Source organism: Nocardia sp. GP40 (genome assembly GCF_050434125.1).
Classification (GTDB): domain Bacteria; phylum Actinomycetota; class Actinomycetes; order Mycobacteriales; family Mycobacteriaceae; genus Nocardia; species Nocardia albiluteola.
The window spans coordinates 12607-27262 of the sequence record NZ_JBNPVW010000033.1 but is presented as its reverse complement, the minus strand read 5'-3'; the positions used below and the strand labels follow the sequence as shown (position 1 = coordinate 27262).

The 14656-nt window shown below is 64.1% G+C and carries 9 protein-coding genes; 3 read left to right on the top strand and 6 right to left on the bottom strand.

The window, feature by feature from the left end:
- Positions 1-162 precede the first annotated feature (162 nt).
- From ABH933_RS44755 to fxsT, 5 genes are all read right to left on the bottom strand, one after another.
- Positions 163-2781 carry a valine--tRNA ligase gene (locus ABH933_RS44755; protein ID WP_429429133.1) on the bottom strand — a complete coding sequence of 873 codons (2619 nt, stop codon included), beginning with the start codon at positions 2779-2781 and terminating at the stop codon, positions 163-165.
- A 45-nt stretch (positions 2782-2826) separates the two neighbouring features.
- Positions 2827-2991 (bottom strand): hypothetical protein, encoded by a 165-nt coding sequence (locus tag ABH933_RS44750; RefSeq protein WP_429429131.1) that lies wholly within the window; start codon positions 2989-2991, stop codon positions 2827-2829.
- Positions 2988-4121 (bottom strand): IS701 family transposase, encoded by a 1134-nt coding sequence (locus ABH933_RS44745; RefSeq protein WP_429429129.1) that lies wholly within the window; start codon positions 4119-4121, stop codon positions 2988-2990. Before ABH933_RS44745 ends, ABH933_RS44750 begins: the two co-directional genes overlap by 4 nt.
- Before the next feature lie 45 nt (positions 4122-4166).
- Entirely contained in the window at positions 4167-4346 is a 180-nt protein-coding gene (locus ABH933_RS44740) for a glycosyltransferase (RefSeq protein WP_429429128.1), read from the bottom strand.
- 178 nt (positions 4347-4524) lie between these two features.
- On the bottom strand, positions 4525-7863 hold the full coding sequence (gene fxsT, locus ABH933_RS44735) for an FxSxx-COOH system tetratricopeptide repeat protein (protein ID WP_429429126.1): 3339 nt from the start codon (positions 7861-7863) through the stop codon (positions 4525-4527).
- A 461-nt stretch (positions 7864-8324) separates the two neighbouring features.
- Here fxsT and ABH933_RS44730 point away from each other — a divergent pair, with 461 nt between their 5' ends.
- Positions 8325-8513 (top strand): hypothetical protein, encoded by a 189-nt coding sequence (locus ABH933_RS44730; protein ID WP_429429124.1) that lies wholly within the window; start codon positions 8325-8327, stop codon positions 8511-8513.
- Between the two features lie 31 nt (positions 8514-8544).
- Here ABH933_RS44730 and ABH933_RS44725 read toward each other — a convergent pair whose 3' ends face one another.
- Positions 8545-10776, bottom strand: coding sequence for an ATP-binding protein (locus ABH933_RS44725; protein ID WP_429429122.1), 2232 nt, complete (start codon positions 10774-10776; stop codon positions 8545-8547).
- A gap of 1053 nt (positions 10777-11829) precedes the next feature.
- Here ABH933_RS44725 and ABH933_RS44720 point away from each other — a divergent pair.
- Both ABH933_RS44720 and ABH933_RS44715 read left to right on the top strand, forming a co-directional pair.
- Positions 11830-14181: a TOTE conflict system archaeo-eukaryotic primase domain-containing protein gene (locus ABH933_RS44720; protein ID WP_429429120.1), complete on the top strand. Its 2352-nt coding sequence runs from the start codon at positions 11830-11832 to the stop codon at positions 14179-14181.
- 111 nt (positions 14182-14292) lie between these two features.
- Positions 14293-14655: a hypothetical protein gene (locus ABH933_RS44715; protein WP_429429119.1), complete on the top strand. Its 363-nt coding sequence runs from the start codon at positions 14293-14295 to the stop codon at positions 14653-14655.
- Position 14656: the final 1 nt, after the last annotated feature.

The following is a 14656-nucleotide window of genomic DNA, read 5'->3' as shown; positions in this document are numbered from 1 at the left end:
GCGGCCGGTCGGGGATTCGACGACGGCGTAGCTGTGTGTTGCGGCGTGGGTGTCGACGCCGACGACGAATCGGTAGTGGTCTGCGACGATGGTCAGTCACAGGAGGTTGTCGTGGCACCGCCCGACGTGGGGCGAGCCACGCCGGAGGTGGCCGCGCTGCCCCTACATACGGCCTGCCAGGCTCGCGAGCTGCTCTTCGATCCGCCGGATGTCTTGTTCAGCTTTTGTTCCTCGGTCCCGTATGCCTTGTACGACGTCGTCGGGGGCTTTGGCCAGGAAGTTCTTGTTGCCCAGCTTTCTTTGTGTGTTGTCCAGCTCTTTCTGGGCGACGGCCAGGTCCTTGGTAAGTCTGCGACGCTCGGCCTCGACGTCGATTGCTCCGGACAGGTCCAGGCTTACGGTGGCCTGTCCGATCGGTAGGACTGCTGTCGCGCGGAAGTCGGCCGCGGCTGGGGTGAGGCGTACTAGTTGCCGGATTGCTGGCTCGTGCCGTGCGAGTGCCTCGGTGAGTTGAAGTTCGGCGGGCACAGGCTGTGTCGGGCGGAGTCCTTGGTCCGAGCGGAATCGCCGGACCTCGGTGACGAATTCCTGCAGCTGGATGACCTCGGTCTCGGCTGCTTCGTCGCGGAATCCGGGATCTGTGGGCCAGGGTGCGATCACAACCGACTCCTGGCCGGTGAGCGTGGTCCACAGCTTGTCGGTGACGAACGGAATGATCGGATGCAACAGCCGCAGAAGAACATCCAGCACATGTCCGAGTACTCGCCGTGAGGTGTCCGCGTGTGGTTCGGCTGCGGTGAACGCGGTCTTGCTGAGTTCGAGGTACCAGTCGAATACTTCGTCCCACGCGAAGTGATACAGCAACTCGGACAGCTTCGCGAACTGGTAGTCCTCGAACAAGGCGTCAGCCTGTTCGATCACGCGACCAAGCCGGGACAGAATCCAGCGATCGACCGTGGACACTGCCGTGGGCTCGGGTGGCTCGCCAGCGACGGTGGCACCGTTGAGGAGTGCGAAGCGGGTGGCGTTCCAGATCTTCGTGGTGAAGCTTCTGGCGCCGGCGACGGATTCCTCGGCGATCGGGGCGTCGGTGCCTGGGTTGGCGGCCCGAGCCAAGGCGAATCGGAGCGCATCGGTGCCGTAGGCGTCCATCCAGTCGATCGGGTCGACGACATTGCCGAAGCTCTTGGACATTTTCTTGCCGTGCTTGTCGCGGACCATGCCGTGCAGGGCGATCGTGGAGAACGGTGGAGTCTGGCCGTCGGAGATGTAGAGCCCGAACATCATCATCCGGGCGATCCAGAAAAACATCAGGTCGTACCCGGTGAACAGGATGGAGTTCGGGTAGAACTTCTCCAGCGCCGGGGTCTGCTCGGGCCAGCCGAGCGTGGAGAACGGCCACAACCCGGAGGAGAACCAGGTGTCGAGCACGTCGGCATCTTGCACCCATCCCTCGGGGGCCTGCTCGTCGGGGCCGACGCAGACGCTCTGCCCGTCCGGTCCGTACCAGACGGGGATCCGATGCCCCCACCACAGTTGCCGGGAGATGCACCAGTCCCGCAGGTTGTCCACCCACGCGAAATATCGGGCTTCCAGGGTTGCGGGGTGGATTCGAACTCGGCCGTCCCGCACCGCGTCGCCGGCCATCTTCGCCAGGGGTTCGACCTTCACCCACCACTGCAAAGATTGACGCGGCTCGATGGTTGTTCCGCAGCGGGAGCAGTGCCCGACTGCATGCACGTAGGGCCGTTTCTCGGCGACGATTCGCCCCTCGGCGCGGAGCGCGGCCACGATCGAGGCGCGGGCCTCGAACCGGTCCAGGCCTTGGAATGGGCCGTGCGTGATGATCACAGCGCGCTCGTCGAGCACGGTGATCGAGGGCAGCTGGTGGCGTTGGCCGATCTCGAAGTCGTTGGGGTCATGGGCTGGGGTGACCTTGACTGCGCCCGTCCCGAATTCGGGGTCCACATGCTCATCGGCAATGATCGGGATCTTGCGGCCGGTCAGTGGCAGCTCGATCTCGGTGCCGATCAGCTGCCGGTAGCGGTCGTCATCGGGATGGACCGCGACCGCGGTGTCCCCGAGCATGGTTTCCGCGCGGGTGGTGGCGACGACGATTGCGGCATCGCCGTCGCCGTATCGGATAGACACCAGTTCACCGTCGTCGTCCTGATATTCGACCTCGATATCGGACAGGGCGGTCATGCAGCGGGGGCACCAGTTGATGATGCGTTCGGCTCGGTAGATCAGCCCGTCATCGTAGAGGCGTTTGAAGATCGTCTGCACCGCCCTGGACAGGCCCTCGTCCATGGTGAACCGTTCACGGTCCCAGTCAACGCCGTCGCCGAGGCGGCGCATCTGGCCCGAGATCTGCCCGCCAGACGAGTTCTTCCACGCCCACACCCGTTCGACGAACTGCTCGCGGCCCAGATCGTGGCGGGACAGTCCTTCCTTGGCGAGTTCGCGTTCCACGACGTTCTGGGTGGCGATTCCGGCGTGGTCCATGCCCGGCTGCCAGAGCGTTTCGAAGCCCTGCATGCGCTTGCGGCGAGTCAGCGCGTCGATCTGGGTGTGCTCGAAGGCGTGGCCCATGTGAAGTCGGCCCGTCACGTTCGGCGGCGGGATCACGATCGCGTACGGAGGTTTGCCGCTGTCGGTGGTGGCGTGGAAGTATCCGGCCTCTACCCAGCGTACGTATACAACACCTTCGAGCTCTGCCGGTACGAACGTCGTGGGCAGCATCGCAGGGTCAGTGTTGTCGCGCTGGGGGGCATCGGTCACCGCGCCAGCATATTCGCCGCCTAATACTGCAACGGCACTCGGCTGTCAGGTGAGTGGGTGGCCTCGTCGGCGGTAGTGGCTGAGTCTGGCTTGATGCTGGCGGCGTCGCCGCCAGCGTGACCAGGACCAGGTGTGGTCGGCGATGTGGTGGCGGGTGAGGACGAATGCGACGAGCAGGCGGCGGATCTCCGGTAGTGTGAGAGCGATCATGCCTTCGACGTTGTCGGTGAGTCCCCTTTTGCGGCAATGGCTTTGGATGCTGCCAGCCAGGCCAGTGCGAGCATCGACAAGGTGATGTGGGCATACCAGGCCCGCCAGTCGCGGACCTGGTAGTGATCGAGCCCGGCCTCGCCCTTGGCCTGCTGAAACGCCTCCTCGATATGCCAGCGCGACCCGGCTGTGAAGGCCAGATCCACCAGCCGGGATTGTTTCGGGCCGTAGCACAGGTAGTAGGCGATCTCGGTGGGGTCGCTGATGCTGCGGCGTGCCAGCAGCCAGTGCCCGCGACCTTTGCTCCAGGTGCCCTCGATCTGGCGGCGCGCCCAGTCGAATTCACGAGGCCCGTGCGCGCCGGCGCCGACCGACAACCGCTGCCAGGATGCAGCCGCGAACTCGCCGACCAGCACATCAGCCCGGGCGACGCGGTCCGCGCGGGTAGTGACCTGCTGGTCGCAGCGGGTGGCCATCACATAGAACACGTCGTGGTCTTCGAGCCAGTCACGCAGGTAGCCGGCCTGACCGTAGGCCTCGTCGGCGGTGAACCACGCGAACGGGATCTCGGCGGCGAGGACTCGTTCCAGCATGGCGATCACCTGCCGTGGTTTGGTGGCGAACTCGACCTCGTCCGGGATCCCGGCCGCGCGGCAGCGATCCCGGTCCGAGGTCCACGATTCGGGCAGATAGAGCTCCCGGTCGATCAATGCGTGCCCATGTCTCGACGCATACGCCAAGAACACCCCGATCTGGCAGTTCTCAGTCCGACCTGCGGTACCGGAGTACTGACGTTGCACCCCGGCCGACTTCACGCCCTTCTTCAGGAATCCGGTCTCGTCAGCGGCCACCACCGCCTCCGGGTCGCCGAGGTGCTCGACCACGAACGAGCGCACATCGTCGCGGACCCCCTCGACGTCCCAGTCAGCCTTGCGCAACAGCCGCTGCATCCCGTCCGGCCCCACCTCACCAGCGCGTTCGGATAACGTCCACCCGTTCTTACGCTCCAGACCCGCCGTCAACCCGGTCACATACTCCCGCGCCCGAGCCCGCGGCTCCGAACGCGTGAACCGGCTCCCGATCCTCGACATCAACGAATCCAACTCGGCCACAACACGATCCAACACCACACACCAGATCTACCAGCACGGACTCAGCCGAGTGCCGTTGCAGTACTAAGGCCCGCTCGTGGGTGACTGGGTAGCCGGATCATCGGAGCCGTCATCAACGACGATGATCTCGAACTGAATCGAAAGCGGCTGGGCTATCAGGGAATCCACGGCGCCCAGGAGGTAACTGCCGCTGTTGAAACAGGGAACGATGAAGCTGATCCCGTGCGGCGGCCTCGCGGTCACAGATTTCCCCCGCAGGATTTCGCACTGGTGGCTATGCAGTTATTTTATTGGCACAGAAGTATTTTCGCGGTTTCACCGCCCCGTCCGGGCAGCCTGTGTTGGTTTCCGAATGCGGTGTTTGAATCAGGTGCACTGTCCAGTCGCGGTAGATCGGCTCGAGCTCTAATTGTTGATTCCGCTATTTCGGTGCGGGTGTGGTGTGGACCTCGTCGTCGTCTGGTCCGAGGAGTATCGGGGTTCTGCGGAGGCCGGCGAGGCTGGCGCGTATTTGGGTGGTGAGGGGGTGGCCGGGGCTGAGTGCGCGTTCGCAGTCAGCGAGTACTGCTTGGTAGTGGCGGATCGCTTCGGGGTGTTGGTGGGTTGATTCGTAGGCGTTGGCCAGGCGGCCGCGGCAGATGAGGGTGTCGGGGTGGGTCGGGCCCAGGACTCGGAGGCTGTCGTTGACGATGGCCTGGTACAGCCGCAGGAGTTTGTCCTGGTGTGTATCGGGCGCCGGGATGTGTTCGATTGACGCGGTTTGGTAGAGGTGGACTGCGTCGTCGAGTCGGTCTGCGGCTCTGTAGGCGTGGGCCAGGCCGCGGCGGGTGGCGAGGGTGCCGGGGTGGTCGGGCCCGAGGAGTCGTTCCCGGTCCGCGAGCACGCCGCGGTAGATGCGGATCGCTTCGTCGACGTGTCCTGCGGCGCCGTGGGTGCGGGCGAGGTAGTGGCGGGAGCTGAGGGTGTCGGGATGGTCGGGGCCCAGGACCCGGGTGCGGTCGGCGATCACTTGCTCGTGCAGGTCGATGGCTTCATGGAGCCGTTTATTGGCTTGGAGGGTTCGGGCCAGGCCGTTGCGGGCTCGGAGGGTGCCGGGGTGGTCGGGTCCGAGGATGCGGGCGTAGTCGTCGGCGACGTCGCGGTAGAGCTCGACGGCGCGGTCGAGTTGGCCCTTGGCGCTGTAGGTGCGGGCGAGTTTGTTGCGGGTGGTCAGGGTGCCGGGGTGGTCCGGGCCCAGGACCTGTAGTCGTTCAGTCAGGACGTCGCGGTAGAGCTGGAGCGCTTTGTCCAGATGTCCGGCGGTGCGGTAGGCGCCGGCGAGGTTGTGACGGGATCGGGTCGTCCAGGGGTGGTCGGGCCCGAGAACGCGTGCGCGGTCGGCCAGTACTTGCTGATAGAGGTGGATCGCCTCGGTGAGGCGTCCGGCCCATCGGTAGGCGCCAGCGAGATTGTGACGCGTGGTGAGGGTGTCGGCGTGGTCGAGACCCAGGACTCGTTCCCGGTCGGTGAGTACGGCCCGGTATAGCTCGATTGCTTCGGCGAGGCGGCCCGCGGAGGCGTAGGCGTAGGCCAGGCCGTTGCGTGAGGTCAGGGTGCTGGGGTGATCGTTTCCCAGCACGCGGTCACGGCCCGCGAGGACGGTCTTGAACAGGGGGATCGCCTCGGTCAGATTTCCCATCAGCTGGCAGGCGTAGGCGAGACCGTTGAGGGTTGCGAGGGTGCTGGGGTGTTCGGCGCCCAGGATCTTGGTCCGGTCGGTGAGCACGTCCCGGTACAGGTCGATCGCTTTGCTGAGGCGGCCGATCGCGCGGTGGGCGTAGGCGAGGTTGTGGCGGGCCTGCAGGGTCCCGGGGTGGTCGGGGCCCAGGATCTGGGTGTAGTCGGTGAGGGTGGCTGTTGCAAGGGCGATTGACCGGGTGGTGTAGGCGGATTCGACGAGTTGTTCCACGGCCCAGTCGCGTGCCGCCAACGCGCGTTCAGCGATAGAGGCGCGCGCTCTCGCGGGTAGTCCGGTCTGCCACAACGCGTCGATCTGGGCGACGATGTGTGTTCCGAGTTCCCTGTTCGTCCAGGCCTCGGACCGGTCGAACAGCAGGGGTTGGATCACCGCGACGGCCGCGGCCACAAGATCGTCGGCTTGCGCGCGCTCGCGCAGGACTCTGGCGACCAATTTGTGCATGATGACCGCATCACCAGCGGTGGACCACGACAACAGCGACGCCGAGACGCACCGTTCCAGGGCTTCGTCCAGGGCCCAGCCGGGTTCGGGTAGCAGGATTCGCTGAACACCGGCGGAGGAGAACATCGCGATGATTTGCAGCAGGTATCGCACCTTGGCGTCGACGTCGGGGGCGTCGGTCGCGGTTTCCACGGTCTGGATCGACAGCAGGATCGCCTGCACCAGCGGCAGCGGATAGTCGTGGCCGGTCTGCCGTTTCAGCACGTGGGTGAGTAGTTGCTCGGTGAGGAGTTGCCGGTAGTGGGGGTAGTCCAGGCGGCGGCCGGTGATCGTTGCGGCCGCGACCGACAACGCCAGCGGCAGATCCCCCAGCAGTTCGGTCAGATCGGCGGCCTCGGCCGGCTCGGTCAAACCCGTGGCCTTGGTCAGATATTCGATCGATTCATCTCGGGTGTAGACGCCCAGGTCCACGAGCTCGCCAAGGGCGGCGAACTGGTGGTTGGTAGTCGTGATGATGACTCGGGTGTGGCCTGCGACCGGGAGCAGGCGCCGGATCTGGTCGGGGTCGGTGGCATTGTCGAACACCAGCAGTCCCGGCTCGGTCTTGCTCGAGAGGTAGTCGCGCAGGTGGTGAGCTGATTTCTCGGCGTCCCCGGCGGGGTCGGCGACTTCGAGCTGTGCGGCGATCTCGGCCATGCCCGCGTGCGTGGTGTCGGTGGTGCCGGCGTTGATCCATCCGACCAGTGCGTTGCCCGCTTTGATGGTGTCGCGGGCGATCGCGGCGGCCAGATGCGTTTTCCCGACCCCGCGCAGTCCGGTGACCACGACAACCACTCGTGACGAATCGGACAGTCGCCGCGCATGCTGCAACTCGGCGCGGACGACGAAATGGCGTGGCCGTCGCGGGATCTCACCGGAAATGACCTGTATGTGGTTGTGCTGTAGCGGAACAGCGACCGAGTCCATGCGTGCCCCGGACTGGACGGCGGGGGCCGGCAGGCTCGGTGGAGAGCCTCGGGTGGATCCCGCGAAAGGAGATCCGACGAAACGGCCACGACGCGGCATCGCATGTTCGGACACGCCGGTCATGGCTACGAGCAGATCGGCGATCCCGGTGAGTGTGAAGTCGTCGATGACGTAGCGGGTGGTGGAGTATGCGGCTAGGAACCTGGGGATCTCGTCGATCGACCGGCCCGGCAGGACCACCGGCAGTACCCGGCGCACCTGGTCGCGAAGATCGCGGGTGAGGTTGTCGCGGATGATCGCGGCCTCGAACTGCGCGCCGCGCCCCTCGTCCGGGCGTGCGGTTCCATCGGCGCGTCGCTTGTAGTCGGGCGAGGCGATGATCACCACGAAATCGGCGTCCGCGAGCTGCTCGATCGCCCACAGCGACCAATCCCGCCGCTGGTTGTCGAACCAGATGTCCATGCGGACGTCGACACCTGCCTCCGCCCTCAGGAAGGTGGCGAACCGCAGCACCAACTCCTTGTGCTCGGGCGTGTCGTGCGAGTAGCTGATGAATACCCGCGGTGCGGAGTCGCCGTCGGCGACGAACCCTAGACTCTGATCATCGGTGTACATTGCGCATCCCCATGTGCTTGTTCCCTCTGGGAACATGGATCGAGACCGCACCCCAACCGATGGCACGGCCTCGAAACCTCAATCGAAACGAATCAACCTGAAGATTCCGATAATCGGGATACCCGCACGAACATGCCAAAAACTATCAAAACAGTAACAGCCACTCATATAATCAAACGCTGATGTTGATCTCGAAATCTCGACAGAACAGAGATGAACGGGAAGATGAGTGCGACCGATGCAATTACACCTCCAACTCGCCTATCGAACTGACGTTCGATAGATAGTGCGCGTCGGAACCCCGCCGCGTCTTCGCCTGCCTCCAGGCAGTAGGCGGTTTCATGGTTTTCGGAACTGCAGGAAACCGGTAACCTCTATCGCTCAGGTCGACGACGGGGCGATGATATTTCCTGGCTGGCAACTCGGCCAGCAAAGATCGGTAAACATCGGTAAGGATGGTCATGAAGGCCGCATTGCAGTTCACAGCCCGAGTTTTGATCTGGTCCTCGATAATAGCTTTCCTTCTTCAGTTTACAGCCTGGGAATCTGTGGCCACCACCACGGCCAACTGTCTTTTCTCCCTCATTATTGTCAAAGCTATTTCCAGCGACCGGCTCACCGGTATGCGTACCGCGCAGCGCGCTGAATAGCTGCGCATTCCCTGCGAGTCGCCACAGGCTCCTATCCCCGCTTATTTTCCTCGGTGATGAAAAGTTGCCGTATTCGAACCTCGCCTACCATTTCTGGATTGAGTGTCGAATGCGTTTGCGAGGCCTGCACCCACAGCTCCTCCGCCAGGCTGTAATTTCCGGTTTCAGCGTGGACGTTTCCGATGCCGATCAGGGCGCGGGCGGTTTCGTAAGGGCTTCCGCAACGCTCACATTCCCGGACAGCCCGTTCGTAGAATTGTAGCGCTTCCTGGTAGCGACCGTTACGGTAGTGCGCCCATGCGATGCAGGTGAGGGACATGGCGGTATCCAGTTCCAGGCCGAGGTCCTGGGCCTCGGTCCACGCCTGCTGGGCATGGGAAAGGGCATCGCTGAAAGATCCGAGTTCCGTTTCGGTCAGAGCGATACCACGCAGCGTGATCGCGGCATTACGCTTCGCGTTGCTTCGCTGATAGAAATCGTAGGCGTCTCGCAAATTTTCGAACGCGTCCGTATGGTTTCCGCGGTACAGATCAACCCAGCCGAGATTACAGGCAGCGTTCATCAGGCCATGTTCATCGTCGGTGTCGCTCAGTACTGCATGTGCCTGCTTGTAGTAGGCCGCGGCGACCGCTAGGTCGCCGCGGTCCGCGTGCGCAATGCCGAGATTATTGAGACTGGTTCCCCAGGCCCGGCGGTCGGCCGCTGCCCGCGCGGCGGCTACCGCGATGGTGTGGGTTTCGATCCACGGATCCCACAGTTTGGAAAGGTAGAAGAAGTCCCGCATCACCATCGCCAGCTGCCAGCACCGCGTGTGCATGCCGCGATCAGCCGCTACCTTGCACAACTCGACCAGGTTGGGCCATTCACGGCCGATCCACGCCAACGCGCTACCACGATCGGCGAACCCGATCGCGACGGCGGGCAGCTGCTCCAACACCAGCGGAACCCGAACACGATGCGGGGCAATGAATTCCGTGCAGGCCTCTGCTTGGAAAATGCTGTAGTCGAGCAGTCTGCCGAGAGCAGCGTCCCGATCCTCACCCGGCAGATCACCCAGCGCCTGATCAACCGCGAAGAGCCGCACCAGGTCATGGAAGCCGTAGTGACGGCCGGCTTTCCGGACAATCATATGCGCGTCATGCAAGTCGCTGAGCATGCGCGTGGCCGACCGCAAGGTCACCCCTGCCAGCCCGGCCGCAGCTCGTGCATCGAAATCGCTCCCGGGGAGCAATGCCAGCAGTCCGAAGAAACTCTGCAGGGTGTTTGATAGATTGCCGTAGGATAATCGAAATGCGGCTATAACGCTTCGCTCGCCGTCGTCGAGCAGGTCGATCAATTCCGCCTCGTCGGCGAGGCGCTGCACGATCTCCTCGTGCTCCTCGTCGGGGGCGTCTCGCATGCGTGCAGCTGCGATCCGCATAGCCAACGGCAGATTCCCGCACCGCTCCACGACATGCATCACAGCCCCCTCGTCCAGCGACAATGTATCCCCGCAGATCGATCGGAATAATCGAACCCCATCGCTCATCGGCAGAACTCCCACCGAGATATGAACGGCATCGTCCAGAGCGACCATCCGACTGCGACTGGTCACGAGAACACCGCACGACGGACCGCCGGGCAGCAACGGCACCAATTGCTGCGCACTACCAACATTGTCGAAAATCAGTAACAGCTGCGCATTCCGAAGGCGATGGCGGTAGAGATTGGCGCGACCATCCAAATCGACCGGTATCTCAGCACCCGGCACACCAAGTGTCCGCAGCACGCTATCCAATACATCAGCGCTCGATACCGGCGCCGATACTGGAGAATAGCTCCGAAGATCGAAAAATAAACACCCATCGCGAAAATGACTCTCCACACTCCACGCAGCCCTCACCGCTACCGCGGTCTTGCCAGCGCCCGCCATACCGACCAGTGCACATACTTCGCCGCCTCTTCTTAGCAATGTCGCACGGACCTGCTCCAGCTCCGTATGCCTGTCGACGAACCGTCGAGGAACAGGAGGTAAACCGGAAAATCTTGCGGCGGAACTGCTCCTGTCACGTTCTTCAGTCGAAATTATGGCCACTAGGGCACCATCGGCCCCCAATACGTCATCGCATATTTCCGCAAGTCTTCTGTTGGGCCTGGCGCGCCCGTTCTCAACTCGACTGAGATACCCCTTGCTGTAATGGGTTCGAGCGGCGAAAACCGGCAACGACAGCTTCGCCGCCCCCCTCAGACGCCGCAGCTCCGATCCAAACACCGATTCCTCCATACAAACCATATTGGCCCACCTCAAGATCGACTACCGCGTTACTCGCGTCATGTGAATCGAGTTACGGCAACGTCACGGAAGATCACAAATAACATGTCACGTCACCGATCATGGGCGAACCGTTTCCGATCATCTCTCCCGCGACGACCCCGATCCCCCCGATTTTCCGTTGTTCGTATCCGCCCCGCCGTCGCCGCTAGCCTTTCCGTACTACCGCGCGTCCACTTTGGTCAACTCCCGCACCCCTCGGCTCTCGCCGCCGCTTCCGCGCCGATCGCATCTGTTTGGCGTTTCAGTTCGGGGATTCATATCGGCGGGTCCCACTGGATCATCGACCGGACCCGCTACCACGACCTCGTTCACGAGCGCGACAACCGGATGGTGCTGGCGCCCTGCTACTGTGACCCGATCACCGCTCCCGCCCTCGTGCGTCGCGCTCCCGCGCCAACTCGAGACGACGGTGCAGCGCGGCATTCTCGCACTGCTCCCTCTCCTGCTCCGGTGTCATCCGCGCCGCCTGTTCGTCAGCCCTGCCAGCCTCACCGGCACCTTGATCTTGCTCATCGTCGCCCGCCGCCGATTACGGCGTCTGTTCGCTCAATTCTGTTGTGATGCAGCGGAATCCGGTGTCATCGTCGCTCATCGAGTGGTCGGCGTCGTTGAAGGCCGCCGGGGCCGGCTGCCTCGAGGAGGCCGCACAACCTCCCCGCGATCGGCCTCTACCAGCACGTCGGCTTCGATGTGGAAGGAACGCTGCGCGCGCACTACCGGTGCCGCAACGGGGGAACTCTGGGACGCGATCATCATGAGCCGCCTGCTGTAAGAACCGACGCGCCAGCCTCGACATCCTCGGACTGCGTTTCCCCGGCTACCCCGAGAATCCGCCCGGTTCCCCATCGGTCTCGGACTCCTGACGCTGAAAGCGGCCTGCTGCAGGTCGGTACGCGGCACAGGCAGCGAGATGCCGGGCGTGAACGCAGACGCTTGATTCGCGTAGGCGCGTTTGCGGGTGGGGAAGGTTTCGATGTCGAGCGGCGCGGGGGTGCAGACTGTATGCCCGTGGACGGTTATCCCGGCGAACTCGACGCTCTGCGTGCGGAGAACACTCGGCTGCGGAATCTGCTGGCGCTGACCGAAACCCAGGCACGCGCCGCACTACCCGACCAGACAGCTACTGGGACGCCGATCCACCGGCATGCGAGTCCGGAGGCGAAGGTCCGGTTCTATCTGGATCTGTTCGGCGCCCGCTCCGATGTCTACGCGGTGCGCTGGGAAAACCGCCACGATGGCCGATCGGGATGGGCTCCTGCGATCCGCGGCCACTGGCGCAAGGGCATGTCGACCGCGGACGCGTCGTACCTGCCGCTGACCGAAGACGTCGTCGATCAGCATCTGCGGGGCAAGCACCATATCGGGCTGTATCCGTTGGCCGATGACGACACCTGCTGGTGGGTCGCCGCGGACTTCGACAAGGACACTGCCATGCTCGATGCCCTGGCCTATCTGAAAGCCGCTCGCGCCACCGATATTCCGGCCGCCCTCGAGGTGTCCCAGTCCGGACACGGTGCTCACGTGTGGATTTTCTTCGCCGCTGCCACGCCCGCCGTATCGGCCCGGCGGATCGCTACCGGCCTGCTCGCCGAGGCCATCGGGTTGCGCGGCCGGATGAGCCTGTCCAGCTACGATCGGCTGTTCCCGTCGCAAGACACGCACACCGGACGCGGGGTCGGCAATCTCATCGCCGCACCATTGGCCGGAGCCCGCCGCCAGCACGGCACCACCGTATTCCTGGACCCGGCCACCCTGGAGCCGTTCGACGACCAGCGGGCGTATCTGTCCAGCATCGCGCGCCTGTCCCCCAAACACGTTGGCGCCCTGGCCAACTCGCTGCCCCAACCCAAGACCGGCCACGATGTTCGCCGCCTGCGTCTGCCGACCTCGTCGAAGATCGTGCCCCAGCCCGCCGCGCTGGTACGGGCAACGTTCGCCGCCCGCATCCGGTTGACGGCCACCGATCTGGGCCCGGCGATGATCTCGGCGGTCAAGCACGCGGCCTCCATCCCGAACCCGGAATTCTTTGCCCGCCAGCGCGCCCGCCGCAGCACCTGGGACACACCACGATTCCTGCGCAGCTACGACGAAACCCTCGACGGCGACCTGCTCCTGCCCCGCGGGCTGGTGCCACTGTTGACAACGCTGATCGAATCCGCCGGCAGCAGCCTTCACATCGACGACACCCGCCACGAAGGCACCGCGCAAAACCTCACCTGCACAGCAGAGCTCCGCCCAGAACAACAGCACGCGCTGCGCGCCCTCGAGCCCGTCGACGCGTCACTGGTTGTGGCGCCCCCGGGAACCGGTAAGACCGTCATCGCTTGCGCGGCGATCGCCGCCCGATCCACCTCGACGCCGGTCATCGTCGACCGCAAAGCACTCGCCGATCAATGGCGCGCCCGGATCGCCGAGTACCTCGGCGTGAAATGCGGGCAGATCGGCGGCGGCCGATCCAAGACCACCGGCATCATCGACGTCGCTCTGCTGCCCACCCTGGCCCGCCGAGCCAATATCGAGGAACTCACCGGCGGGTACGGCTTCGTCGTGGTCGACGAATGCCATCACGTGGCGGCCAGTGCCTTCACCGACGTGTTGAACAAGATCCCGGCCAAGTATTGGCTGGGCTTGACCGCCACACCGTATCGCCGTGACCGGCTCGATGACCTCATCTACCACCAACTCGGCTCCCACACTCACACCATCGAAGCACCGAAAGCGGGCCAACTGCCCTCCCAAGGTGCCGTCCCGGCACCGCATCCGGTGCTGCACGTACACCCCACCGCTTTCGCCTACGCCCCGGACATCGACCCGGCACAGCCAGGCGCGATGGCCAAGATCTACCGCGCTCTGGTCGCTGACCAGGACCGCCTGGCCCAGATCGTCACCGATGTCACCACCGCACACACCCAAGGCGCGAACATACTCGTGCTGACCACCTGGCTCGACCACCTCACCGCCATCACCGACAAGCTCACCGCCGCCGGCGTGGATGAGGTCATGGTCCTACGTGGCGGGATGGCTGCCCGCGAACGCCAAGCGGTGACCGAGGCCATCGCCACACGCCGCGCCAGCGGGGCACCACTGACGATCGTCGGCACCGGCCCTTACATCGGCGAAGGGTTCGACTGCCCAGCCCTGGACACCCTGTTCCTCGCCGCGCCGGTGAAATTCAAAGGCCGCCTGGTCCAGTACGTCGGCCGCATCACCCGAGCACACCCCGGCAAAACCACAGCCACCGTGCACGACTACCACGACGCCCTCACACCCGTCATCGCCCGAACACTGCACGAACGAGCACCCGGATACACCGAACTCGGCTTCCCCGATCCACGAAATTGCCTCGACGGATGACCCGTCCGATGAACTCACCGGCTGCCAGGGGCCACGTGATGTACACCGGCGCGAGCAAATTCCCCCTCGCACAGGCACGCCTGGTGGCGCATCTGCTGGCATGCTGAGGTGATGTCGAATACTGAGGATCAGCCCGAGACGGGCACCGAACCTGCCTGGGACACACCGGAATACCGGCTCATCGGGTTGAAACGCATAGCCTCCACCCTTGATACCGACAGCACGGACGCCGCAGCCTTCCTATCCGCGACCGTCGCCTTCTACCGCGACGGGGATATGGTCCAGGAAGCCGAGGTCTTCCAGAGAGCCGCCAACTACTTCCGTGAACACCCCGAACTGTCGGTACGCGCAGCCAACTGGACCACCTTTCCTTCCAGCCAAGACGAGTCCGAGCGCTATGCGCTGGAGTTGTCCGTCACACCTCCAGCATGGCTCGATCCCCACTCCGCCCGTGTCATCTACCCCAACGCTTGAC

Bases quoted from the DNA above. Each gene is read 5' to 3' on its own strand.
- ABH933_RS44720 (WP_429429120.1), top strand. From the start codon at position 11,830: ATGCCCGTGGACGGTTATCCCGGCGAACTCGACGCTCTGCGTGCGGAG.
- ABH933_RS44750 (WP_429429131.1), bottom strand. From the start codon at position 2,991: ATGATCGCTCTCACACTACCGGAGATCCGCCGCCTGCTCGTCGCATTC.
- fxsT (WP_429429126.1), bottom strand. From the start codon at position 7,863: ATGTACACCGATGATCAGAGTCTAGGGTTCGTCGCCGACGGCGACTCC.
- ABH933_RS44725 (WP_429429122.1), bottom strand. From the start codon at position 10,776: ATGGAGGAATCGGTGTTTGGATCGGAGCTGCGGCGTCTGAGGGGGGCG.
- ABH933_RS44715 (WP_429429119.1), top strand. From the start codon at position 14,293: ATGTCGAATACTGAGGATCAGCCCGAGACGGGCACCGAACCTGCCTGG.
- ABH933_RS44730 (WP_429429124.1), top strand. From the start codon at position 8,325: ATGAAGGCCGCATTGCAGTTCACAGCCCGAGTTTTGATCTGGTCCTCG.